This is a genomic window from Methylopila turkensis (assembly GCF_027922325.1).
Taxonomy (GTDB): domain Bacteria; phylum Pseudomonadota; class Alphaproteobacteria; order Rhizobiales; family Methylopilaceae; genus Methylopila; species Methylopila turkensis.
In genome coordinates, this window is the sequence record NZ_BSFL01000003.1 from 410,920 (window position 1) to 436,662 (window position 25,743).

At 68.8% G+C, this 25,743-nt stretch carries 26 protein-coding genes and 2 tRNA genes; 15 read left to right on the forward strand and 13 right to left on the reverse strand.

Annotated elements, in window-relative coordinates:
- The first annotated feature begins 58 nt into the window (after nt 1-58).
- Together PKE78_RS13175 and cobF are read left to right on the forward strand one after the other, a co-directional pair.
- Nucleotides 59-134, forward strand: a tRNA-Lys gene (locus PKE78_RS13175).
- Between the two features lie 197 nt (nt 135-331).
- Nucleotides 332-1,102: a precorrin-6A synthase (deacetylating) gene (cobF, locus tag PKE78_RS13180; RefSeq protein ID WP_271201363.1), complete on the forward strand. Its 771-nt coding sequence runs from the start codon at nt 332-334 to the stop codon at nt 1,100-1,102.
- Here the strand turns inward: cobF and PKE78_RS13185 are convergent.
- The 3 genes from PKE78_RS13185 to PKE78_RS13195 all read right to left on the reverse strand — a co-directional run bounded on the left by PKE78_RS13185 (nt 1,069) and on the right by PKE78_RS13195 (nt 3,612).
- Nucleotides 1,069-1,764: a DUF6064 family protein gene (locus PKE78_RS13185; RefSeq protein WP_271201364.1), complete on the reverse strand. Its 696-nt coding sequence runs from the start codon at nt 1,762-1,764 to the stop codon at nt 1,069-1,071. The two genes, cobF and PKE78_RS13185, sit on opposite strands and share 34 nt — an antisense overlap.
- Complete coding sequence (locus tag PKE78_RS13190) at nt 1,764-2,693, reverse strand: aldo/keto reductase (protein WP_271201365.1); 930 nt, start codon at nt 2,691-2,693, stop codon at nt 1,764-1,766. Before PKE78_RS13190 ends, PKE78_RS13185 begins: the two co-directional genes overlap by 1 nt.
- 115 nt (nt 2,694-2,808) lie before the next feature.
- A complete protein-coding gene (locus PKE78_RS13195; RefSeq protein WP_271201366.1) occupies nt 2,809-3,612 on the reverse strand; it encodes an ABC transporter ATP-binding protein in 804 nt (267 codons plus the stop codon).
- A gap of 120 nt (nt 3,613-3,732) precedes the next feature.
- Between PKE78_RS13195 and PKE78_RS13200 the strand changes: the two genes are divergently transcribed.
- On the forward strand, nt 3,733-4,419 hold the full coding sequence (locus PKE78_RS13200) for a DUF2161 domain-containing phosphodiesterase (protein ID WP_271201367.1): 687 nt from the start codon (nt 3,733-3,735) through the stop codon (nt 4,417-4,419).
- Here PKE78_RS13200 and PKE78_RS13205 read toward each other — a convergent pair.
- Nucleotides 4,407-4,481, reverse strand: a tRNA-Thr gene (locus tag PKE78_RS13205). The genes PKE78_RS13200 and PKE78_RS13205 overlap by 13 nt on opposite strands.
- 231 nt (nt 4,482-4,712) lie before the next feature.
- Nucleotides 4,713-7,103, reverse strand: coding sequence for a TonB-dependent receptor (locus PKE78_RS13210; RefSeq protein ID WP_271201368.1), 2,391 nt, complete (start codon nt 7,101-7,103; stop codon nt 4,713-4,715).
- 439 nt (nt 7,104-7,542) lie between these two features.
- Between PKE78_RS13210 and fabG the strand changes: the two genes are divergently transcribed.
- Nucleotides 7,543-8,313, forward strand: a complete 771-nt coding sequence (fabG, locus tag PKE78_RS13215) for a 3-oxoacyl-ACP reductase FabG (protein ID WP_271201369.1) — start codon at nt 7,543-7,545, stop codon at nt 8,311-8,313.
- 78 nt (nt 8,314-8,391) lie between these two features.
- On the opposite strand, the gene PKE78_RS13220 is transcribed toward fabG, so the two are convergent.
- From PKE78_RS13220 to PKE78_RS13245, 6 genes are all read right to left on the reverse strand, one after another.
- Nucleotides 8,392-10,092 (reverse strand): alpha-2,3-sialyltransferase, encoded by a 1,701-nt coding sequence (locus PKE78_RS13220; protein ID WP_309299106.1) that lies wholly within the window; start codon nt 10,090-10,092, stop codon nt 8,392-8,394.
- Nucleotides 10,093-10,313: 221 nt separating this feature from the next.
- Complete coding sequence (locus tag PKE78_RS13225; RefSeq protein ID WP_271201371.1) at nt 10,314-10,751, reverse strand: phage holin family protein; 438 nt, start codon at nt 10,749-10,751, stop codon at nt 10,314-10,316.
- Complete coding sequence (locus tag PKE78_RS13230; RefSeq protein ID WP_271201372.1) at nt 10,751-11,026, reverse strand: hypothetical protein; 276 nt, start codon at nt 11,024-11,026, stop codon at nt 10,751-10,753. Before PKE78_RS13230 ends, PKE78_RS13225 begins: the two co-directional genes overlap by 1 nt.
- A gap of 153 nt (nt 11,027-11,179) precedes the next feature.
- Nucleotides 11,180-11,893: a glutathione S-transferase N-terminal domain-containing protein gene (locus PKE78_RS13235; protein ID WP_271201373.1), complete on the reverse strand. Its 714-nt coding sequence runs from the start codon at nt 11,891-11,893 to the stop codon at nt 11,180-11,182.
- Between the two features lie 110 nt (nt 11,894-12,003).
- Nucleotides 12,004-12,723 carry an anti-sigma factor gene (locus PKE78_RS13240; RefSeq protein WP_271201374.1) on the reverse strand — a complete coding sequence of 240 codons (720 nt, stop codon included), beginning with the start codon at nt 12,721-12,723 and terminating at the stop codon, nt 12,004-12,006.
- Nucleotides 12,720-13,274, reverse strand: a complete 555-nt coding sequence (locus PKE78_RS13245) for a sigma-70 family RNA polymerase sigma factor (protein ID WP_271201375.1) — start codon at nt 13,272-13,274, stop codon at nt 12,720-12,722. Before PKE78_RS13245 ends, PKE78_RS13240 begins: the two co-directional genes overlap by 4 nt.
- A 221-nt stretch (nt 13,275-13,495) precedes the next feature.
- On the opposite strand from PKE78_RS13245, the gene PKE78_RS13250 reads away from it, so the two are divergent.
- Both PKE78_RS13250 and PKE78_RS13255 read left to right on the forward strand, forming a co-directional pair.
- Nucleotides 13,496-14,281, forward strand: a complete 786-nt coding sequence (locus PKE78_RS13250; protein ID WP_271201376.1) for a DUF4394 domain-containing protein — start codon at nt 13,496-13,498, stop codon at nt 14,279-14,281.
- Between the two features lie 209 nt (nt 14,282-14,490).
- Nucleotides 14,491-14,643 (forward strand): hypothetical protein, encoded by a 153-nt coding sequence (locus PKE78_RS13255; RefSeq protein WP_271201377.1) that lies wholly within the window; start codon nt 14,491-14,493, stop codon nt 14,641-14,643.
- 133 nt (nt 14,644-14,776) lie between these two features.
- Here PKE78_RS13255 and PKE78_RS13260 read toward each other — a convergent pair whose 3' ends face one another.
- Nucleotides 14,777-16,480: an MFS transporter gene (locus tag PKE78_RS13260; RefSeq protein WP_271201378.1), complete on the reverse strand. Its 1,704-nt coding sequence runs from the start codon at nt 16,478-16,480 to the stop codon at nt 14,777-14,779.
- 343 nt (nt 16,481-16,823) lie between these two features.
- Here PKE78_RS13260 and PKE78_RS13265 point away from each other — a divergent pair, with 343 nt between their 5' ends.
- Entirely contained in the window at nt 16,824-17,183 is a 360-nt protein-coding gene (locus PKE78_RS13265; RefSeq protein WP_271201379.1) for a hypothetical protein, read from the forward strand.
- Here PKE78_RS13265 and rlmB read toward each other — a convergent pair.
- The gene (gene rlmB, locus PKE78_RS13270) at nt 17,161-17,997 is read right to left on the reverse strand and encodes a 23S rRNA (guanosine(2251)-2'-O)-methyltransferase RlmB (RefSeq protein ID WP_271201380.1); all 837 of its coding nucleotides are present in this window, start codon (nt 17,995-17,997) and stop codon (nt 17,161-17,163) included. The two genes, PKE78_RS13265 and rlmB, sit on opposite strands and share 23 nt — an antisense overlap.
- Nucleotides 17,998-18,221: 224 nt before the next feature.
- Between rlmB and PKE78_RS13275 the strand changes: the two genes are divergently transcribed.
- The 8 genes from PKE78_RS13275 (at nt 18,222) to rseP (ending at nt 25,713) form a co-directional block, all read left to right on the forward strand.
- The gene (locus tag PKE78_RS13275; RefSeq protein WP_271201381.1) at nt 18,222-19,253 is read left to right on the forward strand and encodes a 30S ribosomal protein S2; all 1,032 of its coding nucleotides are present in this window, start codon (nt 18,222-18,224) and stop codon (nt 19,251-19,253) included.
- A gap of 103 nt (nt 19,254-19,356) precedes the next feature.
- On the forward strand, nt 19,357-20,286 hold the full coding sequence (gene tsf / locus PKE78_RS13280; protein WP_271201382.1) for a translation elongation factor Ts: 930 nt from the start codon (nt 19,357-19,359) through the stop codon (nt 20,284-20,286).
- Nucleotides 20,287-20,305: 19 nt separating this feature from the next.
- Complete coding sequence (gene pyrH, locus PKE78_RS13285) at nt 20,306-21,031, forward strand: UMP kinase (RefSeq protein ID WP_271201383.1); 726 nt, start codon at nt 20,306-20,308, stop codon at nt 21,029-21,031.
- A gap of 41 nt (nt 21,032-21,072) precedes the next feature.
- A complete protein-coding gene (gene frr, locus PKE78_RS13290; protein ID WP_271201384.1) occupies nt 21,073-21,633 on the forward strand; it encodes a ribosome recycling factor in 561 nt (186 codons plus the stop codon).
- A gap of 71 nt (nt 21,634-21,704) precedes the next feature.
- Complete coding sequence (locus tag PKE78_RS13295; RefSeq protein ID WP_271201385.1) at nt 21,705-22,469, forward strand: isoprenyl transferase; 765 nt, start codon at nt 21,705-21,707, stop codon at nt 22,467-22,469.
- A complete protein-coding gene (locus tag PKE78_RS13300; RefSeq protein WP_271201386.1) occupies nt 22,466-23,323 on the forward strand; it encodes a phosphatidate cytidylyltransferase in 858 nt (285 codons plus the stop codon). The genes PKE78_RS13295 and PKE78_RS13300 overlap by 4 nt, the downstream gene beginning before the upstream one ends.
- The gene (dxr, locus tag PKE78_RS13305; RefSeq protein ID WP_271201387.1) at nt 23,320-24,516 is read left to right on the forward strand and encodes a 1-deoxy-D-xylulose-5-phosphate reductoisomerase; all 1,197 of its coding nucleotides are present in this window, start codon (nt 23,320-23,322) and stop codon (nt 24,514-24,516) included. Before PKE78_RS13300 ends, dxr begins: the two co-directional genes overlap by 4 nt.
- Nucleotides 24,517-24,564: 48 nt before the next feature.
- Nucleotides 24,565-25,713 carry an RIP metalloprotease RseP gene (gene rseP / locus PKE78_RS13310; protein ID WP_271201388.1) on the forward strand — a complete coding sequence of 383 codons (1,149 nt, stop codon included), beginning with the start codon at nt 24,565-24,567 and terminating at the stop codon, nt 25,711-25,713.
- Nucleotides 25,714-25,743: the final 30 nt, after the last annotated feature.

Below are 25,743 nucleotides of genomic sequence, written 5' to 3' on the forward strand. Positions count from 1 at the left end.
GTTTGATACATCCCGCGCACTTCAGCGATGCGGCGTCCCGCCGGTCACTTTGACTTTCGGGCGCATAGCTCAGTTGGTAGAGCAGCTGACTCTTAATCAGCGGGTCCTAGGTTCGAGCCCTAGTGCGCCCACCAAGTCCTTCTTGGTGTTCCTGCCGCATCCTCAAGTCGACCCGGTTCGTGCGGGTCGGCTCTCCCGAAGACAGACGAAGACATGGCCGGCGACCGTAAGGTCGCCGTCATTGCTTTAGGGCGAGCCGTCGATTCGTGACGGCCGGAGTCGCAGACCGTCGCGCGCCAGGCCGCGCGCGACCGAACGCGGGGAGGGCGGCGTGACCAAGCGGATCAAGATCATCGGCATCGGGGCCGGCGATCCGAACCACCTGACCGTCCAGGCCATCGACGCCCTCAACGAGGTCGACGTCTTCTTTCTGATGGACAAGGGGCCGTCCAAGGACAAGCTCATCGCCATCCGCCGCGAGATCTGCCGCCGGTTCATCCGGCCGGACCGCGCGCACCGATTCGTCGACGCCGCGAGCCCCGAGCGCGAGCGCGACGCCGCCGACTACGCCGCCAGCATCGACGATCTCAACGCCCGCAAGCAGGTCGTGTTCGAGCGCCTGATCGCCGACGAGCTCGGCGACGGCGAGTGCGGCGGGTTCCTGACCTGGGGCGACCCCGCGCTCTACGACAGCACGATCCGGATCGTCGGCGAGATCGCGGACAGCGGACGTCACCGCATCGAATGGGAGGTGATTCCCGGCGTCACCAGCCTGCAGGCGCTGGCCGCGAAGCACCGGACGACGCTGAACACGGTCGGCCGCGCCGTCGAGATCACCACCGGGCGCCGTCTGAAGGGCTTCTCCGAGGACGCCGACACCATCGCCGTCATGCTCGACGCCGAGCACGCCTACCGGCGGCTCGAAGGCGACGACGTGGACATCTACTGGGGCGCCTATGTCGGGACCGAGGACGAGATTCTCGTCTCCGGCCGCCTGAGCGATGTCGCGGACGAGATCGAACGCGTCCGCAACGAGGCGCGCGCTCGCCACGGCTGGATCATGGACAGCTATCTGCTGCGCAAGCGCTCGCCCGAGACCTGACGGGAGCGCCCTCCCAGCGCGAGAGTGGCGAGAAACAGCGCCGCAGCCCCGAGCGGCGCTGCGGCGACGGCGTCGCCGAGCGTCCACAGCGTCATCCCGGCGTACAGGCACCACGCCAGCGGAACGAGCCCGAGCGCGAGAGCGAGGCGGCGCCGCAGCGTCGCCAGCGCGCCAAGCGTCGCGATCGCGGTCGGCTCCGGCATGAACGCGAAGGTCTCCGCGCTCGCGAGCGAGCGGTCGCCGAGCGACGAGAGCAGAGGATAGGCGACGACCGCGACGGCGATCAGGAGGATGGCGGTCGCGCGCCGGAGCGCGTTCGACGTCGCCAGCGGAGCGCGGAGCACAACGCCTGCCGCGACCAGCGCCACGGCCTCGACCGCGAAGCCGACCTCCGCATAGCCGGCCGCCCAGTTGATCGCGGCGTAGCGCTGGCCGAGAAAACTCCACCCGACCCAGGCGGCGATGACGCCGAGCCCCGCGAGCGCGAGCCGCGCCTCGCCGTCCCGGCCCCGCCAGACAGCCACAAGCAGGATGAGGCCGAGCAGGACCCCGACGGGCTGGAACGGCCACAGCGCCGCGTTGTGGGCCTCGATCAGGCGTTCATAGACCCGGGGCGAGAACAGCAGGAAGTCGGACGGCCGGTAGGTCCACCACTCCGACATCAGAGATCGGCGATGTGGGCCGCGATCCGGGCGCGCATCGCCTCGTCCGGCAGCGGACCTGAGGCGGCCGCGAGGTTCTCGCGCACATGGGCCACGCTGGTCGTCGCCGGGATGGCGCAGGTCACCGCGGGGTGGGCGACGATGAACTTCAGGATGAGCTGCGCCCAGGTCGTCGCGCCGAGCTCGGCGGCGAAGCCCGGCAGCGGTTCGCCCTCCAGCGCCTCCGTGAGGCGGCCCTGCCGGAAAGGACGATTGACGATGACCGCGACGCCGCGCTCGCGCGCGAGCGGCAACAGCCGTCGTTCAACCTCCCGGTCGAGGGGATTGTAGGTGAGCTGGACGAAGTCGAGCGGCGTCGACGCGAGGATCGTCTCGAGCTCGCTGTGGCGCCGGCCCTCCGAGGTGGTGATGCCGACATAGCGCAGCGCGCCGCGCTCCTTCATGGCCCGAAGCGTTTCGAGATGCGCCTCCCACGCCAGCAGGTTGTGGACCTGCAGCAGGTCGAAGCGCGGCACGTCCCAGAACCGCCGGGTGGCCTCGATCTGCGCCGCCCCGTCACGGCCCGAAGACGTCCAGACCTTTTCCGCCGAGAACAGCGCGTCCGGGCGCCCGAGCTTGCGCAAGCCGTAGCCCACCGCCGGCTGGGCGGAACCGTACATCGGCGAGGAATCGATCATGCGGCCGCCGCCGGCGAAGAACGCCTCCATGACCGCCGCGCATTCGTCGCGCAGCGTGCGGTCTTCGCCGACGTTGAACGTGATCCAGGTGCCGAGGCCGACGGCGGGGATCTGTTCGCCGGTCGATGGGATGGGTCTCGCAAGAGGCGCGGCCGCCGGGGCGAGGCTTGGCCGCAGCGCCGCCGTGGCGGCGAGCGCGCCTGCGCCGGCGAGCGCGGCGCGGCGGGTGACAACATGACGAGGCGACGTCATCGGCGGCTCCCTGGCGAGGTCCGCCGCGTTCGAAGCGCGGCGTGTCGGGACATGGGACGTTTCGCCCGCGCGTCCCGTCCCGCCGGCGCACGATCGCGCGAGCGTAAGCGGCCGTTCAGGCCGCGAAACAGACCGGGACGCCGGTCGTCGGGTGCGGGATCACCTCCATCTCGACCTCGTAGATCGCTGCAAGGCGGGCCTTCGTCATGATTTCGTCCGGGGCCCCGCGCGCGATCAGCGCCCCGCGGCGCAACGCCGCCAGCTCGTCGCAGAAGCGCGCGGCCATGTTGACCTCGTGCAGCACCACGACGACGCCGAGGCCGTGCTCGACGCTGAGCTTCCGCACAAGCGACAGCACCTCGATCTGGTGGGCGATGTCGAGCGCCGAGGTGGGTTCGTCGAGCAGCACCCAGCGCGCCTCCTGCGCCACCAGCATCGCGAGCCAAACCCGCTGGCGTTCGCCGCCCGACAGTTCGTCGACCATGCGGTCCGCGAATCCCACCGTGTCGGTCAGCTCCAGCGCGCGGGCGACCGCCGCGCGATCCGCCGCCGTCACCCGGCCGAGCGCGCCGTGCCAGGGATAGCGGCCGAGCGCCACCAGCTCCCGCGCGGTCAGGCCGGCTGCGGTCGGCGGCTGCTGCGGCAGATAGGCGATCTGGCGGGCGAAGGCGCGCGCGCCCCAGGCGTCGATCGGCTGGCCGCCGAAGCGGACCGAGCCGCCGGACGGCGTGGTCTGACGCGCGAGCAGCTTCAGCAGCGTCGACTTGCCGGAGCCGTTGTGGCCGATGAGCCCCGTGACGCGGCCGGGCGCGAACGCCGCGGTGAGCGGCGCAAGCAGCGTCCGGCCTTCGATCGCGAAGGTGACGCCGTCGAGTTCGAACGCCGCGCTCCCCGCCGGGTCGCCCTGCAGCCGCGCCATGTGGTGGTCTCCGCTCGTCGGCCAATCGCCACAGACTTCGAAGCCACAACCCACGCCGCGCCGCAAGGTCGAACTGACGCGGCGGAAGCGCCGGCGGACCCGCGCCGGTAGAATGGCGCGATGGAAACGAGTCTCTATGCGCCGGTGAAGGCCTTCCTCGAAGGCCTCGGCTTCGCGGCCAAGGGCGAGGTCGGCGGCTGCGACGTGCTGGCGGTCAAGGCCGGCGAACCGCCGGTCGTGGTGGTGTGCGAACTGAAGCGGCGGTTCAATCTCGACCTGCTGCTGCAGGGCGTGGACCGGGCGGGGGCGTGCGACGAGGTCTGGCTCGCCGCCGAGATCGGCGGACGGGGAGGGCGCGAGCGCGACCGCCGCTTTCGCGATCTGTGCCGGCGGCTCGGCTTCGGCCTGCTCGGCGTCGACCGGAACGGCGCGGTTCATCCGTTGCTGAGCCCCGCCGCGCCGCATCCCCGTCGCGAGCCGAAACGGCGCGCGCGTCTGCTCGACGAGTATGAGCGGCGCCGCGGCGACCCGACGCTCGGCGGCGGCTCGCGCGCGCCGATCATGACCGCTTATCGCCAGCAGGCGCTGCTGTGCGCGGCCGCGCTGTCGCGAGGGCCCGCCCGGCCTCGCGATCTGCGCGCCGCCGCGCCGCAGGCGGCGTCGATCCTGCTGCGCAACGTCTATGGCTGGTTCATCCGCACCGAGCGCGGCGTCTACGCGCTGACCGACGCGGGGCGTGCGGCTCTGGTCCGCTGGCCGCAGCAGGCTGCCGATGACGCGGGCGCCGAGGGCGCTGGTGCCGGTTGAGGGGATCGAACCCCCGACCTTCGGTTTACAAAACCGCTGCTCTACCGCTGAGCTAAACCGGCGAACCTCTGCTTATGGCCGCGCTCCCGGAGCTGGCGCGATCACGCCCCGGGCGGAGGAGCCGTTTTCGTCGCTTTTCCCGCCGCAGCCACGCCAAAGGGGCAGGACGGATTTCGCCCGAACGCCGACTTCGGTCAAGTGTCGTCATCCCGCCCAGGCCTCGAACAGAAAAAGCCCGCGGCGAGGTGGCTCGCCGCGGGCTGGTGCGTCGCGCGGGGAACGCCCCCGTCGCGTCAGTACTTGGTGACGAGCACCGGAGCCGCCTCGGCGCCGAACTTGTAGTTGAGGCCGGCGTAGAACGAGATCGGCCGGGCCGGCGTCAGCGAACGCTGATCCTCGAGCTCAAGGAAGCCGATGTCGTCCTCGTCGAAGAACGTGCCGTAGGTCTCGTACTTTTTGTCGAACAGGTTGCGGATGCCGCCGAACACGCGGATCTGCTGCGTCACCTGATACGAGGTGTTGACGTTGACGACGGCGTAGCCGTCGAGCTTGCCGTTCTGGTTGGACTCGTCGCCCACGAAGTACTGCGAACCATAGACCTGCGCGTCGGCGCCGACCGTCCATTCCGGTGTGACGCGGTAGGCGCCGCCGATCTTGAACTGATGCGCGGGGATGCCCGTTAGGCGATCGCCCTTCCGCACGTCGATCTCGCCGTCTTCGTTCGCCTGCGGGTTGTTCGGCGAGCCGAGCGTCACGTTCTTGCGGAAGGTCGCGTTCACGTAGGAGTAGTTGACGTAGAGCGCCCACTTCTCGGCCGAGTACTGGGCCGCGACCTCGACGCCCTGGCGGCGGGTCTTGCCGACATTGTCGAAATAGGCACGGCCGGCGATGTTGCTCGGGATGCTGAGAATGTCGTTCTTGTTGTTGGCCTGGTAGAGGCCGAAGCTCCAGCGCAGCAGGCCGTCGGCGATGTTGGTCTTGCCGCGAAGGCCGACTTCCCCCGTGCGGGTCACGACCTGCTTCAGGGGCGGATCCGACACCAGCGTCGCCTCGAGCGGGCACGGGATGTCCGGGTTGGAGCAGCCGAGCTCCAGGGGCGTCGGGGCGCGGTTCGATTCGGAGTAGGAGGCGTAACCCGTGATGTCCGGCGTGATCTTGTAGGTCAGGCCGCCCATCGGGTTGAAGCGCGTGAAGTCGTGATTGCCGTCGAGATTCGGACCGGCGGGGCCGTCGCGATCCTCGTTCAGAGGCGCGTACTTGCCCTTATCCTTGGTGATGATCTTGGCGTAGTTGAAGCGCGCGCCGATGGTGGCCGAAAGGCGGTCTGTGATGTCGTAGGTATCGGTCGCGTAGAGCCCGAGATAGTGGTTCTTGGCTGTCAGGTCGACCGGCGTGATGCCGCCCGGAATCTCTGTGTAGTAGAACTGCCCTGTGCCGATGCACTGCAGGTTCTCGGGGATGAAGCAAAGCTCGCTGAACCCGCTGAAATCGGTCTTGCCGAAGTCATAGGCGGCGCCGATGACGAAGTGGTTCTTGCGGCCGAACAGCTCGGACTCGTTGGTGGCCTGCAGGGTGCCGCCGGCCGAGTCGGTGCGGACGCGCGACCGCTCGATCGAGCCGGGCGTCAGCCCCGCGGGGAACTCGCCGTCGGCGTCGGGGACGAACCCCGGATTGGCCAGCGGAAGGCCTGTCCGAACGTCGCGCACGATCAGGCGGGGATCGTCGTCGTCCACGCCGGGGAAGTCGTCGGCTTCAAGGCAGAGCAGGGTGGCGTCGTCCTCGCACGGGCGGACGTCCGTGTCGTTGCCGTCGACGCGTTTTGACTTATACCGGCGGTAGTAGGCGTTGGCCTGAAGTGACCACGCGTCGGTGATCTCGAACTTGCCCTGCAAGTTCAGCATGCCCATCTCGTTTTCGTTGATCTGGTCGCCGGTGTAGACGTTGCGGCGACGCTCTTCGAGCAGCTCGAACGGCGTGGGGCCGACCACGCCGAGCTTCGAGTCGGCGTAGGTGAAGTTGAGATGGATCTCGGCCCGGTCGGTCTTGTACCCGACGTCGCCGAACACGCGCTTGACGTTCGACGCCGAAAAATCGCGCCAGCCGTCGTCACGGGCGCCGTCGATCGCGATGTAGCCGGCCCAGTTGCCGAACTGTTGGCCCCACTGGGCGGAGCCTTCGCGGCGGCCGAACGAACCGATCTGCGCCTCGAGCTCGACGCCCTGGAAGGTGAAGCCGTTCTTGGTCTGAAAGCTCAGCGCGCCGCCGAGCGCGTTCAGGCCGAACACCGGGTTGTTCGTCCAGACGTCTAGCTGGTCGATCGCGACCGTCGGAATGAACTCGAAGTTGACGGTGTCGCCGAAGGATTCGTTGACGCGCACGCCGTTCTGGTAGACCGCGAGGCCCTGCGGCGCGCCATTGGTCTGCGACGCCTGAAACCCGCGGAAGAACAGCTCTTTGTTGAACGGATTGCCCGTCACGTCGGAGATGCTGACGCCCGGCGTCGTCTGCGACAGTCCTTCCTGCACCGTCGTCGCGTTCGCCGCACGAAGCTGATCGGAGCTGACGCTGTAGACGTTCGCCGGCACCTTGTCGCGGTCGAGCCCGTCGCCGCCGAGCGGCGTGGTTCCGATGACGTCGATCTCAGGCAGGGCGATCGTATCCTGCGCCGCAGCGGGCCCCGACATGGCCGTGGCCATGCCGGTCGCGCCCAGAGCTATGGCGCGAACAAATTTCAGTCGCATAAACGTTCCCCCGACTCACCGGATCGTTACAAAAATGCCCAGGTTCAGTCGGTTTAATGCCACTTTCCGGAGGCGCGCAATTATCTCGCCGAGGATCGGGCAAGTTTGGCAATATATGATGCGCACGAGCAACAAAGATTAATAAGTATTATCTAATAATATAAAGCCGCATCATGCCGGCGGGACGCGCGGTTTTCGTTCCGTGACGCGCCAGCACAGGCTCCAAGTGCACTCAGCCGGACTGCGCCGCCCTGTCGGAGCTCAGACGGGCTTCAAAGTGGGTTGCGCGCGTCCGAAAAACTTTCCGCGGCGCAGGCTCGTTTACAACGTGGCCCAGATCGATGAGCCTCGCCTTGCGAGACAAACCTCACGAGGGCGGTTCATGGCGGCGACGGGCGGGGTGGCGATCGTCACCGGCGGATCGAAGGGCATCGGGAAGGGTGTTGCGCGTGGCTTCGCCGAGGCCGGCTACCGCGTTCTGGTGGTGGCGCGCGACGCCGCGCAGGCCGACGCGACCGCGCTGGAGATCGGAAACGGGGCGAGCGGGTTTTCGGCCGACGTCGCCGATCCGGCCGCGACGGAGGCCATGGCGGCTGCGGCGCTCGACCGGTACGGCGCGATCGACGTGCTCTGCGCCAACGCCGGGATTTTTCCGGCCGCCAAGCTTGGAGACATGACGGCCGCGGACTTCGATCAGGTCATGAACGTCAACCTCAAGGGCACGTTTCTGACCGTGTCGGCCTGCCTGCCAGCCATGAAGGCGGCGCGGCGCGGCCGGATCGTTCTGACGTCGTCGATCACGGGACCCATCACCGGCTATCCCGGCTGGGCGCACTACGGCGCCAGCAAGGCGGGGCAGCTTGGCTTCATGCGCACCGCCGCGATCGAGCTCGCGCCCTGGAACATCACGGTCAACGCGGTGATGCCGGGCAATATCCTGACCGAGGGCCTGGACGGGCTTGGGCAGGACTATCTCGACAAGATGGCGGCCTCGATCCCGATGCGCCGGCTCGGCGGGGTGGAGGACATCGCCGCGGCGGCGCTGTTCTTCGCGAGCGACGGCGCGGCCTACGTCACCGGCCAGACGCTCGTGGTCGACGGCGGCCAGGTGCTGCCGGAAAGCGTCGGCGCGCTGGAAGCGATGGACGGCTGACCGGCTGGCGATGAAAAAGACCCGGAGCGCGGGAGCGCGTCCGGGTCTCGGGTACGGCGTCGAAGGGGTCGCGTGAGGTCAGGCGGAGGCCACCAGCGTGACCGGGCTCGCCGCGGCCAGGGCCTTCTGCGCCTGCGTCTTCTTCAGATGCTTCTCCAGCACGGAGATGGCGTCTTCGCCATAGAGCTCCTTGATCAGCGCGAAGGCCTCGATCGACTGCGACCGCAGGAACGAGATCACCATCACCTTCTGGTCTTCGGTCAGATATTTGAACCAAAGCTTCTCGAGCAGGACGTATTCGGAGTTCGGCTCCTTGAACCGGCCCCACGGCTTCACGCCGACGAAGTGCAGCACCGCGATCTCGTCGAGGTCGAACAGGATCGGCAGTTCACGGTGCAGCCGCTTCAAGGTGTTATACTTGCGGTCGAGAACCGTGAAGTCGTCGAAGAAGCGGTTGAGGAAGCCCTGGTCGCCGCCGTCGGAGGAGGCGATGTCACGCAGCGTGCCGAGCATGGCGCTGAACAGTTCGGGGCTCGGCTGGCACACGAACACGCCGCTGTTGAAGCCGCCGTCGGACATGTTGATGCCGGTGTCCGGCGCGGCCGCGAACCGGTCGTGATCGAAAAGGTTGTCGATGTTCTTCAGCACCACGACGTCGGCGTCCAGGAACACCGCCTTGTCGAGATAGCTCAGCCCGAACACGTTCAGCTTGGTGTAGGTCGTCGCGAAGCGGCGCTTGTTGCGCGCCAGCTTGTTCGGGTTGTCGATGTTCTTGACCACGCAGGCGTGGGCGTTCTTCAACCCGTCGCAGAGATCGGCGTCTTCCGGCGCGACCATGGCGATGAGCGGAATGTCCGTGTGCTCCGCCAGCGAATTGGCGAGCGCCCACAGGCCGAACTGGAACGAGCGGTTCACGTAGGTGACGTAAGCGACCTTCTCTTCCTTGCCGGTCACCGAATTGGTGCGCAGGGCGAAGGTCGGTTCGCGCTCGGCGCCGTCGGCGAGCTTCGCGGGCTCGATGATGCGGCGGAAGCCGCCCTGCGCGCAGGGCTCCGGCTTGCGCAGGATCTCGGCGAGGTCGACCGGGCACTTCTGGCTCCAGATCTTCGCGTCCGGGAACATCCGCGCGCAGAGCTCGAGGTAGCGGATGTCCATGGAGAGCGAATGCTTCTCCTCGTAACCGCCGCGATAGTCCTTCTCCTTCAGGTGGACGCGGACGTCGTCCGGAATGTTGAAGAAGTAGCGGTTGTTGGCGTCCATATAGAAGTCGATGCCAACGAGATGGATGTCGCGATAGCCGAGCGCGAGCGCGGTCGCGAGCATCTGCATGCCTTGCGTCGGGAGCGGCCGCGACATCAGCGGACGGCCGAGCTCCGACACCGTGCACATGATCGCCCAATGGTCGAGCTGAGGCGTCAGCACGTCGTTGTACGAGCCGCCGAAGTCGTTGTTGTCTTCGGGGATCACGAACGGGCAGCAGAACGCGCCGAACGTGTATTCGCCCGACATCTTGATCTTGCGTAGGCGCTCGTGCAGGTGCTTGTTGTAGACAGACCAGAAATACAGATCCACGTGCCGGTTGAACCTGTATTCCGCCTCAAGGAAGAACCAGTTGCACCGGAAGACGTAAGCGTCCTTCGGAAGCTTTGAGTAGTCGACTTCTGAAACGCTCGGTCCGTTGCCGACGATGATGACGGACTCGCTGCGGCCGCCAAGTATCTGGCGAGCCTTTTCCAATTCGCTGCTGTGCGACAACATCGAATATCGCGGCGTGACCATTACGACCCTCGGTTCATGGAAGCGGAGATCGAGGCATAGCACGAGGTCGCAAGGGTGTGAACTAGGAGGAAGCCTGATGCGCAGGCATGCGCATCGAACGTTCACAAGCGTTGCGCGCGATTTTTGTGCAGTGCGGCAGAGCGCCTCACCCGGCGGGTATCCCGCCCGCCGAAGTTAGCGGGCGGCCATTCGCGCGGGCCAGAAGCCAACGATGGCCCCGATCAAAGTTTGCGGCCGAGGATGACGCCTGCGAGCGTCGCCAGCAGGACGATGTTGAGGCTCTTTGCCCGGCCACGGCCCGCCACCGTCGCGGTGGCGGGAGCGACGGCCTGCGAGACGGATGAGCCGGCGGCCTGCAGTTCGGCCCGCACGCGCTCGACCATCGGAGCCCGACGCCTGCGTCGGGGACGCCATGTCGCCGCCCATGCGCAGAGCGCCGCTATCACCACCAGCACGCCCCCGATGATGCCGGCGGCGCCCGCCGCCCCAAATCGGGGCTCGATGAGCGCCCCGATCGCGACCAGCAGCGCGCCGATGGCGAACAGCGCGAACACGGCCGCGACCGCGAACAGCACGGCCATCCGCTTGAGGCGGCGGATGCGCAGCCCGATGTCGAGTGTGGCGAAGCCCAGGCCTGCGTTGAGCAGGACCTTCCACATCAGCGACGTCCGATCACGCCGACGACATAGCCGACGCCAAGCGCGATCAGCACGGCGGTCAGAGGATTCTGCTCGATCGACGCGCTCAGTTCGTCGGCGGCCGAAACCGCGGTGTCGCGCGCGGATGTGGCGGCCTGTTCGGCCGCGGACTTGGCCGTCGCGGCGCTGTCCGCGACGAGGGTCGACAACGTGTCGGCGAGGCGGGCGACGTCCTCCTTCAGCGCGGCGATGTCCCGCTCGAGCGGGGCGGGGCCGGTTCCGGTGGTCTCGGACATGTTGCGTTCTCCAGAGTGTGCGCTTGAGCGTGGGGTTCCACCGCGCTCAAGCCGTTACATGGCTCAGCCAAGCCGTATTGCGAGACGCCGACGTTCCGCGACGTCTGGACGCGGACGCAGAACGCCGTCGGGCGGGGGTGGTTCCGGTCCGCCTCAGCCGGCGCGGGCGCGCTGGCCGAACAGCACTTTCTGGGCGTCCTTGTCGGCGGCGAGGTCCATCGGCGGCTCATCCACCTTGACGGCGAGCCCGCGCGCGACCGCGGGGCGCGCGAACATCAGGTCGAGCCAGCGCTTCACATGGGGAAACTCGGCGATGTCCTGGCCCTGCCGTTCCCAAAGCTTGGCCCAGCCGACGACCGCCATGTCCGCGATCGAGTAGTCGCCGCAGATGAACTCGCGGTCTTTCAGGCGCTCGTTCAGGACGCCGTAGAGGCGGTTGGTCTCATTGGTGTAGCGGTCGATCGCGTAGGGAACCTTTTCGGGCGCGTAGGCCCGGAAATGGTGGGTCTGGCCGAGCATCGGGCCGAACCCGCCCATCTGCCAGAACAGCCACTCCTCCACCTCGACCCGGCGGCGCTCGTCGGCGGGATAGAACTGTCCGGTCTTGCGGCCGAGATACTGCAGGATGGCGCCGGACTCGAACACCGAGATCGGCGCGCCGTCCGGTCCGGCCGGATCGACGATCGCCGGCATCTTGTTGTTCGGCGAGATCGCGAGGAACTCGGGCTTGAACTGGTCGCCCTTGCCAATGTTGATCGGCCGGACGACGTAGGGCAGCCCGCATTCCTCGAGCATGATCGTGACTTTCCAGCCGTTCGGGGTCGGCCAGTAGAACAGCTCGATCGGCGCGGCGGCGGCTTCGGCCATGGCGGCTTCCTTTCGATGGGCGGTCCCGCGGGAGCGCGGGGCGTGTCGCGGCCAAAGCTATCCGCTCGCGCGCTCCGGGCAACCCGCGTCGGCGCACGGTCCGTCTGGCGTCAGCGCGGCGGCTCGGCGTAGCCCTTGAAGAGGATCGGGCCGGTCGGCCGCCCTGTCGGCGAGCCGGTCGCCGGCTCGAGGGTGATCTCATAGAGCTGCCGGGGCTTGGGGGCCGGCAGGCGGACCGGCTGTAGCCGCGCCTGACGGTTGTCCTGCATCAGGCCGATCGAGACCGGTCCCGTCTGCGGGTCAGGAAGCGTCCACACCTGGAGGGCGCGGCCCGAGGGAATCTGCACGTCGGCGATCGGCGCCACATGGGCCGAATTGTCGGCGAACACCTCCACGACGGCGCCCGGCGTCGAGTCGGCGCTGAGCAGGACTGCGATCACGACCGGGGTGCGGGGTGCGTCCATGCGGGCTGCGCCCAGCGCGACCGCGAGAGCGACGCTGGCGGTCGCGCCGGCGAGGCCGACCCCACGCCAGAGCGTCAGGCTGTTCCATATGCGGGCCGCAAAGCCGGGGGCCGCTGCGTGGCGGGCGGGGGCCCGACTCGGCGCGTCGTCGAGCTGAGTCTCGATCCTGCGCCACAGGTCCGGCGACGGCTCGACCGGCTCCGCGGCGCGGTCGAGATCGTGCAGGCGCTCGCGCCATCTGCCGACCGCGGCGGCGAAGGCGGGGTCGTCGAGTAACCGGCGCTCGAGCGCGTCCGCTTCCTCCGGCGCGAACAACCCGAGCGCGTACTCGCCGGCCTCGACGTCGAGGTCCTCGCGCGCGCTCACGTCATGCACTCCTTCAGCGCGATCAGCGAACGGCGGATCCACGTCTTGACCGTCCCGAGCGGCGCGCCGAGCCGCTCGGCGATCTCGCCGTGGCTGAGGCCGGCCACATGCGCCAGCAGCACGCTCGCGCGCGGCTTGGCGTCGAGCCGCGCCAGGCAGCGACGCAGCGCGCTCTCGGCGGAAAGCCGCGCGAAGGCGTCGTCCACGTCCGTCTGCGCGTCGGCATAGGACTGCAGCTCAATGTCGTCGACCGGGACGTGGCGCTCGTCGCGCAGGTGGCTGAGCGCGCGATTGCGGACGACGGCGTAGACCCAGCCGCGTCCCGACCCCCGCGCAGGATCGAAGCTCGACGCCCGCCGCCAGATCTGCACGAAGGCGTCCTGCACCACCTCCTCCGCCACGTCGGCCCGGCGCACGATCCGCCGCGCGAGCGCGATCAGCGTCGGGCCCTCGGTCTCGAACAGCCGGCGCAGCGCCATGCGGTCGCGCTCGGCGCAGGCCGCGAGCAGTTCGGCCACGAAATCCCGGTCGGGCGCTGTCGGGGAGGTCATCGGTCTCACAGGCGCGGCGGATGCACAGCGGCGCCGCTCGCCGACGCGGGCGCCACGCCCTGTTTACACGCCGGCGGCCGTTTCCGGATGCGAGGGCCATCGGGAAGCCGCTCACGAAAACGAGACCGCTTTCGTTGCATCCGCACATACGGCGCAGGGGGTAGGGCGATTATCGCCTGCGGCGAAGAAGCCGGCGGGCCAATGCAACAGGAGACGCTTCCATGACGTTTCGCGCCCTCGGAATCGCGGCCGCCCTCGGCGCCGCGGCCTTCGCCACCCCCGCCTCAGCCGACACGCTGATCGCTCTGGTCGGAGGCTCCTCGCTCGCGATGGTCGATCCGAAAGCGCGCAAGGTCACCGGCGCGGTCTCGGTGACCGGCGCGGCCGATCTCGTCGGCATCGACGTGCGGCCGGCGGACGGCCTGCTCTACGGCGTCACCGCCGGCGGCGACATCGTGACGATCGATCCGAAGACGGGCGCCGCGACGAAGAAAAGCGCCCTGAGCGAGAAGCTGCCCGCCGGAGCCAAGGTGACCGTGGACTTCAACCCGGCCGCCGACCGCCTGCGCATCCTGACCGACGGCGGCGTCAGCCTCCGCGTCAACGTCGACGACGGCAAGGCGACCGTCGACGGCTCGCTGAAGTTCGCCGAGACCGACATGCATAAGGGCGAGAAGCCGAACGTCGTCGCCGGCGCCTACACCAACTCGATCAACGGGAAGAAGGCGGAGAAGACCGAGCTGTTCAACATCGACGCCACCATTCCGGCGCTGGTGAAGCAGGCGCCTCCGAACGACGGCGTCCTCTCCGCCATCGGCAAGATCAAGGCGAAGCTGGTCGAGCCCATCGCCTTCAACATCGTGGCCAGCGAGACCGGCAATGTCGGGTGGCTGATGACGGGCGACACGCTCTACTCCGTCGACCTGTCCTCCGGCGCCACGACCGAAGCCGGCAAGATCGAAGGCGCGAAGGATGTGACCGACATCGCCTGGTGGCCGGCGAGCTGACCAACGGCCGGTGCGCCCGGGAGTTTCGCTCCCGGGCGCACCGGCGCATCGCTATTTGCGCCATGCAGAACCGCGGGCGGCTGTCTCCCAGCCATGCATGCGGGAGATATCAGACCTTCGTCGAAGTAGCTTCCACATTGGCATCTGGCATGCCAATTGTCCGGTCAAGAAAGCGCTGACCGCGCAGACCTTTGATCAGGACGACATTCATGACCACCGCTTCGCTCGCATCCGCCGCAAACCGTTCGACCGGCCTGGTCGGCGCCGTCTTCGCCCGCGCCTGGCTCGAGATCGTTGCGTTCTTCGAAGAGGCCCACGCCGCGAACGTCCGCACCGGCAAGACCGAGCCGTTCGGCCTCTGACGACGCGGGGCTTTCGGCCCCGCAGCAGACGAAACGAAAGGGCCCCGCCGGCGACCGGCGGGGCCCTTTTCTATTGCGCGCTGAGCGAGCGGAGGAGGGGGCGGCCGCGACCGGCCAGCCCCTCCCGAAGCGCTCAGTTGTAGTTCTGGATGTCGACGTCCTTGGTCTCGCGGACGAACAGCACGCCGATCACCACCGTCATCAGCGCGAAGCCGACCGGGTACCAAAGGCCGGAGTAGATGTCGCCCGTCGAGGCGACGATCGCGAACGAGGTCGCCGGCAGCAGACCGCCGAACCAGCCGTTGCCGATATGGTAGGGCAGCGACATGGCGGTGTAGCGGATGCGGGTCGGGAAGAACTCGACCAGCGCGGCCGCGATCGGGCCGTAGACCATGGTCACGTAGAGCACCATGACCGTCAGGATCGCGATGATCTTCAGCGCCTGCGGATTTCCGAGGGCGCTGAAGAAGCCAGTGACCTTGACCTTCTCGGCGTCGTTCGCGGCCGGGTAGCCGGCGGCGACAGCCGCTTCGGCGACCGTCTTCGGGAAGGTGGCGGCGTCGGTGAACGGCACCTCGGCGCCGTTGATCGTCACCCGGAACGGCGAGCCGGCCGGCGCGTCCACCTTGGTGTAGCGCAGCGCCTGCTGCGACAGCGTCCGGCGGGCCACGTCGCAGGGCGCCGTGAACTTCCGGATGCCGACGGGGTCGAACAGATTGCCGCAGGTCGCGGGATCCGCGGAGACCTCGATCTTAACGTTCTCGAGCGCGCGCTCGTACTTGGGGTTCGCGACCGAGGTGAGCGCGCCGTACAGCGGGAAGTAGGTCAGCGCCGCGATGAGGCAGCCGGCGAGGATCACCGGCTTGCGGCCGATCCTGTCGGACAGCGCGCCGAAGAACAGGAAGGCGGGCGTGCCGATGATGAGCGACCACGCGATCAACACGTTGGCCGTCAGCAGGTCGACCTTGAGAATGTTCTGGAGGAAAAACAGGGCGTAGAACTGGCCCGTGTACCAGACCACCGCCTGGCCCACGACGAGACCGAACAGCGCGATCAGCACGATCTTGGCGTTCTTCCACTGGCCGAAGGCCTCGGACAGCGGCGCCTTCGAGCGGGTGCCTTCTTCCTTCATCTTCAGGAAGGCCGGCGACTCGTTCATCTGCAGGCGGATGTAGATCGAAATCGCCAGCAGGATGATCGAGGCGAGGAACGGGATGCGCCACCCGCCCTGCAGGCCGAAGAACAGCGGGAAGCTGGTCTGGAACGCCTCTTCGCCCATGCCGAGGCGCAGACTGACGATGACCGCGAGCGAGAGCAGCAGACCGAGCGTCGCCGTGGTCTGGATCCACGCGGTGTAGAAGCCGCGGCGTCCGACCGGAGCGTGCTCGGCCACATAGACCGCCGCGCCGCCATACTCGCCGCCCAGCGCGAGGCCCTGCAGCATTCGGAGCAGGATCAGGATCACCGGGGCGAGCCAGCCGATCGCGGCGTAGCTCGGCAGCAGGCCGACGAGGAAGGTCGACGCGCCCATGATCACGATGGTGACCAGGAAGGTGTACTTGCGGCCGACGAGGTCGCCGAGGCGGCCGAACACCAGAGCGCCGAACGGCCGCACGAGGAAGCCCGCGGCGAAGGCCAGCAGCGCGAAGATCGCCTGGGTCGCCGGCTCGAAGGCGGAGAAGAACTGCTTGCCGATAATGACGGCGAGCGTGCCGTACAGGTAAAAGTCGTACCATTCGAAAATGGTGCCGAGCGAGGAGGCCAGAATGACCTTCTTTTCTTCTCGCGTCATCGGCCGCGGCGGCGCGGCGGCGGCGGTCGTGCTGGCGACGGACATGGGCGTTCACCTCGGTTGAATGCGCGCGGCGGCGCGCGCTCGGACGGTCGCCGCTCTGGGGCGGCTTGGAAAGTTTGGACTTTCGGAGCCGGCGGCCTCGACGAACAGGACCCGCCGACGTTTGCGGCGCGACGCCCGTCGCGCCCTTCCCCCCTGAAACGCCCCTTTTGGCAGAGGCTTGTCGTGTTACGGCGACACCGGCGCGCAAGCCCGACAGGCCTTCGCCCCTTGGCGCACAGTATTGCAAACCATAAATACCGGTGACCCGATAGAGGCGTCGATCAGACAAACGATGAAAGACCGTTTCAGAAATCCTTTGTACACAGGATTGTTATCGGCGGCGATGGCGCTCGCGGGCGCTTCCGCCGTGGGCGCGATCGAGCGGCCGAAGTCGATCATCGCGGAGCCTTACGAGCGTAGCCCCGGCGCGATCACGCGGCCGGCCGGACGCGCGGACAGGGACTGGCGAAGAGGTCGCCGCACGCCGGAGGTCCGGATGACGCCCCAGCCGCGGGCGGCCGCGCCGCTGGAGGCGCCCCGCTACGATGGCCGCGGGCGCCGGCTGAATGTGCCGGGACGGCCGGACACCTACGATCAGATCGGCCGCGCGAACCAGGGCCTGCGGCGGACCCCGCCGGTCTATTCGAGCCCGACCGTGCGCACCGACGCCGGCAGCCGGATCAACCAGCTCGCTCCGCGTTGAACGGCTTCTCGCGCCGCACGCTGTGCAGCGCGATCGCGGCGGCGTTCGAGACGTTGAGGCTCTTGATCGCGCCCGGCATGTCGAGGCGCGCTAGGGCGTCGCAGGTCTGACGGGTCAGCTGCCGCAATCCCTTGCCTTCGGCGCCAAGCACCAGCGCCACGCCGCCGTCGCCGAGCGGCGTTGCATCCAGGGTCTCGGGTCCTTCCGAATCGAGCCCGACGCGGCGGAAGCCGCGCTCGGCCAGCGTTTCGAGCGCGCGCGCCAGGTTCTGGACCAGCACCAGCGGGACGTGTTCAAGTCCGCCGCTCGCGCTCTTCGCCAGCACGCCGGTCGCCTCCGGGCTGTGGCGCGCGGTGGTGACGATGGCGTCGACGGCGAAGGCGGCGGCCGTGCGCACGATGGCGCCGACATTGTGCGGGTCGGTGATCTGGTCGAGCACCAGAACGAGGCCGTCTTGGGGGATCGTCTTCAGCGTCGGAATCTTGAGCGCTTCCGCCTCGAGATAGAGCCCCTGATGGACGGCGTCGGGCGTGAGCAGCCGGTCGATCGCGCCCGGACGCACGATCTCGGGCTCGACGCGCGTCGCGACGCCGGCCTCGGCGAGGCGGGCGAGGGCGTTTTCGGTCGCCATCAGCCGGATGATCCGGCGCTTCGGATTCGAGAGCGCCTCCACGACGCTGTGAAAGCCATAGAGCGTGACCGGGCCGTCGTGGTCACGCGGGAAGTCGCGCTGCGGACGGTCCGGTCCGCGCCGGGGCCCACGGTTCGCCCACGGCCTGGAGTCGGAACGGTCGGGACGGCGGGGAGGGCGCATGGGGAGGGCCGGGCGTTTTTAGGGGGAGGTCGGCCTTGTTTCTCACGGGGAAGGCGCAACGGCAAACGCGGCCTCCGACGCCTTGCCTTGGGCCGGTCTTTGCGCCTATAAGCCGCGCCATCCCACACGCGGGTTATGCGGCGACAACCAAGCCGCTCCGGCGCCGGGCTCGACGGTCGAGCTCCGGTGAGCTCCCGCGGAGGCAACCGGAAAGATTGACGACGATGGCTCTCCCTGACTTCACCATGCGCCAGCTGCTCGAGGCCGGCGTGCACTTCGGCCACCAGGCCCACCGCTGGAACCCGAAGATGGCGCCCTATATCTTTGGCGCCCGCAACAACATCCACATTATCGACCTCGCCCAGACCGTGCCGCTGCTGCATCGCGCGCTGCAGGCCGTCTCGGACGTGGTCGCCGGCGGCGGCCGCGTGCTCATCGTCGGCACCAAGCGCCAGGCCGCCGACGTGGTGGCCGACTCGGCCCGCCGCTCGGCGCAGTACTTCGTCAACGCCCGCTGGCTCGGCGGCATGCTGACGAACTGGAAGACCATCTCCGGTTCGATCCAGCGCCTGCGCAAACTCGAGGAGATGCTCTCCGGCGAAGCCCACGGCTTCACCAAGAAGGAGCGCCTGACGCTGTCGCGCGAGCGCGACAAGCTCGAGAAGACGCTCGGCGGCATCAAGGACATGGGCGGCCTGCCGAACCTGATCTTCGTGATCGACACCAACAAGGAGCAGATCGCGGTGCAGGAGGCTCGTCGCCTCGGCATTCCGGTCGCGGCCATCCTCGACACCAACTCCGATCCCGAGGGCATCACCTATCCGGTGCCGGGCAACGACGACGCCGGCCGCGCGCTCGCGCTCTACGGCGACCTGATCGCCCGCGCCGCGATCGACGGCATCGGCCGCAGCCAGGGCGACCTCGGCGTCGACCTCGGCGCCCAGGACGAGCCGCTGATCGAGGAGCTTCCGGCGGAAGGCCCGGAGGTCGCGGAAGTCGCCGACGCTCCGGTCGAGGCGTTCGAGCTGCTCGCAGCCCCGCGCGGCGCGCCGGACGATCTCGCCAAGCTCTCGGGCGTCGGCCCGCAGCTGGAGCAGAAGCTCAACGAGTACGGCGTCTATCATTACTGGCAGATCGCCGCGATGACCCCGGCCGACGTCGCCAAGGCGGACGCGGACCTGAAGCTGAACGGGCGCTTCGACCGCGAGGGCTGGGTCGCGCAGGCGCGCGAACTGCTCGCCGGCCTGGCCGCCTGACGAACGCCTCCCCCGGCGCGCCCCCGATCGCGGCGGGCGCGCCGAACGAGCCGATCATTCCGCCGCCCGTCGTTCGGGCGGCGCACGATTTTCAGAGGACGATATGGCCAACATCACCGCAGCCATGGTGAAGGAGCTTCGCGAGAAGACCGGCGCCGGCATGATGGACTGCAAGAACGCGCTGGGCGAGGTCGACGGCGACATCGAGGCCGCGGTCGACTGGCTGCGCAAGAAGGGTCTCGCCAAGGCCGCGAAGAAGGCCGGCCGCGTCGCGGCCGAGGGCCTCGTCGCGCTCGCCGTGGACGGCCCGAAGGGCGTCGCGGTCGAGGTTAATTCCGAGACCGATTTCGTCGCTCGTAACCCGGAATTTCAGGACATGGTCGCGACCATCGCGACCGTCGCGCTGTCGACCGGCGGCTCCGACGTCGCGGCGATCGAGGCCGCGGCCTATCCGGGCGGCGGGACCGTGTCGGAGAAGATCCAGGCGACGATCGGCAAGATCGGCGAGAACATGACGCTGCGCCGCGCCGCCGGTCTGTCGGTTTCCGCTGGCGTCATCGGGACTTACGTCCACGGCCAGGTCGCGCCGAACCTCGGCAAGATCGCCGTGCTCGTCGCGCTCGAGTCCGAGGGCAAAGCCGAGCCGCTGACGGCGCTCGGCAAGCAGATCGCGATGCACGTCGCCGCGACCAACCCGCAGGGCCTCGACGCGGCCTCGATCGATCCCGCGGTCGTCGAGCGCGAGAAGGGCGTTCTGGCCGAGAAGGCGCGCGAAGGCGGCAAGCCCGAGAACGTCATCGCCAAGATCGTCGAGAGCGGCATCAAGACCTTCTACAAGGAGGCGACCCTGCTCGAGCAGCCGTTCATCCATGACGGCTCGAAGACCGTCGCCCAGGCCGTCAAGGCGGCCGAGGCGGAGGTCGGCGCTCCGATCAAGCTGACCGGCTTCGTGCGTCTCGCGCTCGGCGAGGGCGTCGAGAAGGAAGAGAGCGACTTCGCCGCCGAAGTCGCCGCGGCGGCCGGCGCGAACTGAGCCGGCCGGGGCCGCGGCGATGACCGCTCCGTCGGAGCCCGCCTACAAACGGGTGCTCGTCAAGGTCTCGGGCGAGGCCCTGATGGGCCCCCAGGGCTTCGGCCTTCATCAGCCGACGGTCGACGCCATCGCGTCCGACATCGCCGCGACCCACGCCCTCGGGGTGGAGGTCGCGGTGGTCGTCGGCGGCGGCAACATCTTCCGCGGCGTGCAGGTCTCGTCGCAGGGCGTCGACCGGGCGACCGGCGACTACATGGGCATGCTGGCGACGGTCATGAACGCGCTGGCGCTGTCCGCCGCCATCATGCGCACCGGCACCCAGTCGCGCGTGCTTTCCGCGCTCGACATGCCGGCGGTGTGCGAGACCTACACGAGGCCGCGGGCGCTCGCCCACCTCGACCGCGGCCGCGTGGTGCTGTTCGCGGCCGGGACCGGCAACCCCTTCTTCACCACCGACACGGCGGCCGCGCTGCGCGCGATCGAAACCGGGTGCGACGCGCTGCTCAAGGCGACGCAGGTGGACGGCATCTACTCGGCCGACCCCAAGAAGGACCCGACCGCCACCCGTTTCGAGCGCCTGACCCATGACGAGGTGCTGCATCGCGACCTCAAGGTCATGGACGCGGCGGCCTTCGCGCTTGCGCGTGAGAACGCGCTTCCGGTAATCGTCTTCTCCATCCACGAGCCGGGATCGATCCCCGCGGTGGTCAGCGGCCGCGGACGCGCAACCATCGTCGCGAGCTGAGAGGCGGACGAACCGCCCGAACCTCAAGGACCTTGAAGCCTATGTCCGGATCCTTCGACCTCGACGACATCAAGCGCCGCATGAACGGCGCGGTGACCTCGCTCAAGGGCGACCTCGCCGGCCTGCGCACCGGCCGCGCCTCCGCGAACCTTCTCGACCCGGTGGTCGTCTCCGCCTACGGCGCCGAGATGCCGCTCAACCAGGTCGCCACCGTCAGCGTTCCCGAGTCGCGGATGCTGAACGTGCAGGTGTGGGACCGTTCGATGGTGGGCGCCGTCGAGAAGGCGATCCGGGAGGCCAATCTCGGCCTGAACCCCATCACGGAAGGCCAGCTCCTTCGCATTCCGTTGCCCGAGCTGAACGCCGAGCGTCGTAAGGAGCTGGTCAAGATCGCTCATAAGTACGCCGAGAGCGCCCGTGTCGCGGTGCGCCACGTTCGGCGCGACGGTCTCGACACGCTGAAGAAGTCCGAGAAGGACGGCGACATTAGCGAGGACGATCAGGTCCGCTTCGCCGATCAGGTTCAGAAGGCGACCGACGCCGCGATCGTCGAGGTCGATCAGGCGCTCGTGGCGAAGGAAAAGGACATCCTTCAGGTGTGACGTCCGCGGTCCCGCGCAGACGGCTGCGCGCGGGCTGTGATGGCTTGACCCTTCCAACGGCTCCGGGCGCGATGCTTCCTAACGATCCGCCACGCTGGACCATCGAGGCCGCCGAAACGACGTCCGAGCCCTCCCACGTCGCAATCATCATGGACGGCAACGGCCGCTGGGCCGCGTCGCGCGGCCTGCCGCGCGTCGAGGGCCATCGCCGCGGCGTCGAGGCGCTCCGCAGGGCGGTCGAGGCCGCGGGCAAGGCCGGCGTCCAATATCTCACCGTCTACAGCTTCTCGTCCGAGAACTGGTCGCGCCCGCAGGACGAGGTCATGGACCTTTTGAACCTGCTGCGGATGTTCGTCCGGCGCGACCTCGCCGAACTGCACCGGTCGAACGTGCGGGTCCGGATCATCGGCGAGCGTTCCGGCCTCCCCGGCGACATCGAGGCGCTGCTCGAAGAAGCCGAAACGCTCACCCGACGAAACGACGGCCTGACGCTGGTCGTCGCCTTCAACTATGGCGGCCGACAGGAGATCGCTTCGGCGGCCCGGCGCATCGCCGAGGATGTAGCCGCCGGCGTGCTGAAGCCGGAGGAGGTGGACGTCGCCGCCGTCACCGCCAGGCTGCACACCACGAGCATTCCCGATCCAGACCTCGTGATCCGTACGAGCGGCGAGCGTCGAATCTCGAACTTCCTGCTCTGGCAGTCGGCCTACGCCGAGTATGTGTTCCTGCCGATCCACTGGCCTGATTTCGACGGCGCCGCGTTCGACGCCGCGATCACAGAGTTCCGCGCGCGCGACCGGCGCTACGGCGGTCGTACGGCGCAGGTTTCCGCGTGACCGGGCCGGCGGCGCAGCGCCGCCCCTCCGAGCTCGCGCTCAGGACCGTGTCAGGCGTGATCCTCGCGCTCGCCGCGATCGGGATCGCCTGGCTCGGCGGACCGGCGTTCGGCCTGTTCTGGACGCTCGCCGGCTGCGTCGTCGGCGTCGAGTGGGCGTGGCTCGCGACCCCCGACCCCGCCGCCCGCCGGCGCGCCGCGCGCGTGGTGGCGGTCACGCTTGGCGGAGCCGGGGCGCTGTTCACGCTCGGCCGCACGCTCGGGCTGGACGTCGGAGTGACGGTTCCACTGGCGATGTTGCTCACCGGCGCGGTCGTCGCGGCCGCGATCGCCCGGCCCGCGACGATCGCCGGATTTGGCGTCCTCTACGGCGCGGCGGTGTTTCTTGGGGCGATCCTCCTCCGCTCCGATCCGGCCGATGGCCTGCTCGCGATTCTCTGGCTGTTCGCCGTCGTCTGGGGCGCGGACGTGGCGGCTTATGCCGTGGGCCGGACGGTGGGCGGACCCAAGCTCGCGCCGGCCTTGTCGCCGAAGAAGACCTGGTCCGGGGCCATCGGCGGCGCCGTGGCGGGCCCGGCGCTCGGGGTCGGCGTAGCGGCGTGGTGGGGCGTCGAGAGCCTTTGGCCGCTTGCAGTGGTCGGGTTCGCCGTGGCCGTCGCCACCGAGGTCGGCGATCTGTTCGAATCCGGCGCCAAGCGCCGTTTCGGCGCGAAGGACTCCGGTCAGATCATCCCCGGGCATGGCGGCGCCATGGACCGGCTCGACGGCTTTCTGGTCGCGGCCACGCTCGCTGCGATCATCGGCCTTTCGCGCGGGGGGCTGGACGCCGCCGCGCAGGGGCTGATGCGGTGGTGAGCGCAGGCGAGGGCAGGCGCAGTGTCACCGTTCTCGGCGCGACCGGATCGGTCGGCCTCGCCACGGTCGACCTGCTGGAGAGGCATTCCGCCCTGTTCGAGGTCGAGGCGGTCGTGGCCCACTCCGACGCCGCGGGGCTCGCGGCGGTCGCCCGGCGCCTCGGCGCGCGCCGAGCGGTGGTCGCGGACGCCACGGCGAAGCCCGAGCTCGACGCCGCGCTCGAAGGCTCCGGCGTCACAACCGCCGCGGGCCTTTCAGCGGTGATCGACGCCGCGGCGATTCCCGTCGACTGGACCATGGCCGCGATTTCGGGCGCCGTTGGGCTTACGGCCACGATCGCGGCCGTGCGCCGCGGCGGCGCAGTGGCGCTCGCCACCAAGGAATGCCTCGTCTGCGCCGGCGCCGCCTTCATGCGGGAGGTCGGCGCGGCGGGAGCGACGCTGTTGCCGGTCGACAGCGAACACAACGCGCTGCTTCAGGCGCTCGGCGGCCAGAGCGTCGACGCCGTCGAGGCGATGACCCTGACCGCGTCCGGCGGGCCGTTCCGAACCTGGGACGCGGCCCGCATCGCGCGGGCCCGCCCCGAGGACGCGCTGCGCCATCCTACATGGTCGATGGGCGCGAAGATCACGATCGATTCGGCGACGCTCATGAACAAGGGCCTCGAAGTGATCGAGGCGTTTCATCTTTTCGGTGTCGAAGCGGCGCGGCTCCGCGTCGTCGTCCATCCCCAGTCGGTGATCCACGGGCTGGTCGCCTTCCGCGACGGGGCGGTGACGGCGGGTCTGGCCTCGCCCGACATGCGGGTGCCGATCGCTCATGCCCTCGGGCATCCGGGCCGGCTCGACACGCCAGCGGCGCGTGTCGATCTCGCGCGCCTCGGCGCGATGACGTTTGAGGAGCCGGACCTCGCGCGGTTTCCGGCCCTGCGGCTGGCGCTCGAGGCGCTGGCGGCGGGCGGCGGGGCGCCGGCCGTGCTGAACGCCGCGAACGAGATCGCCGTCGCGGCCTTCCTCGCCCGGCGCATCGCGTTCGGCGGAATAGCCGACCTCGTCGAGCAGACGCTCTCCGACGCGGCCGGGCGGGGACTGACCGGCGAGCCCGCCACCGTCGACGAAGCGCTCGCCCTCGACGCGGAAGCGCGCGCCCTGGCGACGGCGCGCTTGCCAGGGCATGCGCTTCCGGCGCACTAAAGTGCGGGACGGGGCGCGGTCGCGCGCCTTCGCCGATCGAGGCTGCGAATGTCTTTCCTCAATGAAATGCTCGGCGCCGGCGGCGCGACGCTTGGTTACGTCATTCCATTCCTGTTCGTGCTGACGTTGGTGATCTTCGTCCACGAACTCGGCCACTTCCTGGTGGCGCGCTGGACCGGCGTGAAGGTCATGGCGTTCTCGATTGGATTCGGACCGGAGCTGTTCGGGTTCGACGACCGTCACGGCACCCGCTGGCGGCTCGCGGCGATCCCTCTCGGCGGTTACGTCCGTTTCAAGGGCGACGACGACGCGGCGAGCACGCCCGACGTGGACGCGCTGGAGCGGATGACGCCGGAGCAGCGCAAGGGCAGCTTCTTCTACGCGCCGCTCGCGAGCCGGGCCGCCATCGTCGCGGCGGGGCCGATCGCGAACTTCCTGCTGGCGATCGCGATCTTCGCCTGCGTGTTCATGGCGGTCGGCCGCCCGTCGACCGACGCGGTGGTCGATCAGGTCGAGCCGGGCAGCGCGGCCGCGGAGGCGGGGCTGACGCCGGGCGATCGCGTGGTCGCGATCGACGGCAAGGAGATTCGCTCGTTCACCGACATGCAGCGCATCGTGACCACGAGCGCCGGTCAGACGCTGCGGCTGACCGTCGAGCGCGGCTCGACTGAGCTGACGCTTGCGGCGACGCCGCGGCAGCGGGAGATGACCGACGGTTTCGGCAACAAGCAGCGCATCGGCGTTCTCGGCGTGACCCGCTCCACGAGCACGGCGAACGTCCGCCACGAGACTTTCGGGCCGATCGACGCGACGATCGAGGGCACCAAGGAGACTTGGTTCGTCGTGGCGAGCACGGCCCGCTATCTCGGGCGCCTGGTGATCGGCCGGGAATCGGCGGACCAGATCGGAGGGCCGATCCGGATCGCGAAGACTTCCGGAGACGTGGCGACACTGGGATTCGTGGCGCTCATCAACCTCGCCGCGATTCTTTCGGTCTCCATCGGTCTGCTCAACCTGATGCCGATTCCCATGCTCGATGGCGGCCATCTGCTGTTCTACGGCGTGGAGGCGCTGCGGGGCCGGCCGCTCGGGGCCCGCGCGCAAGAGTTCGGGATGCGGATCGGGCTGGCGCTGGTGCTTATGCTGATGATCTTCGCGACGTGGAACGACATCGTTCACCTTTCGTCGCTAGGCTAATAATTTGAGGGCGTGGCTGCGCAGCAACGG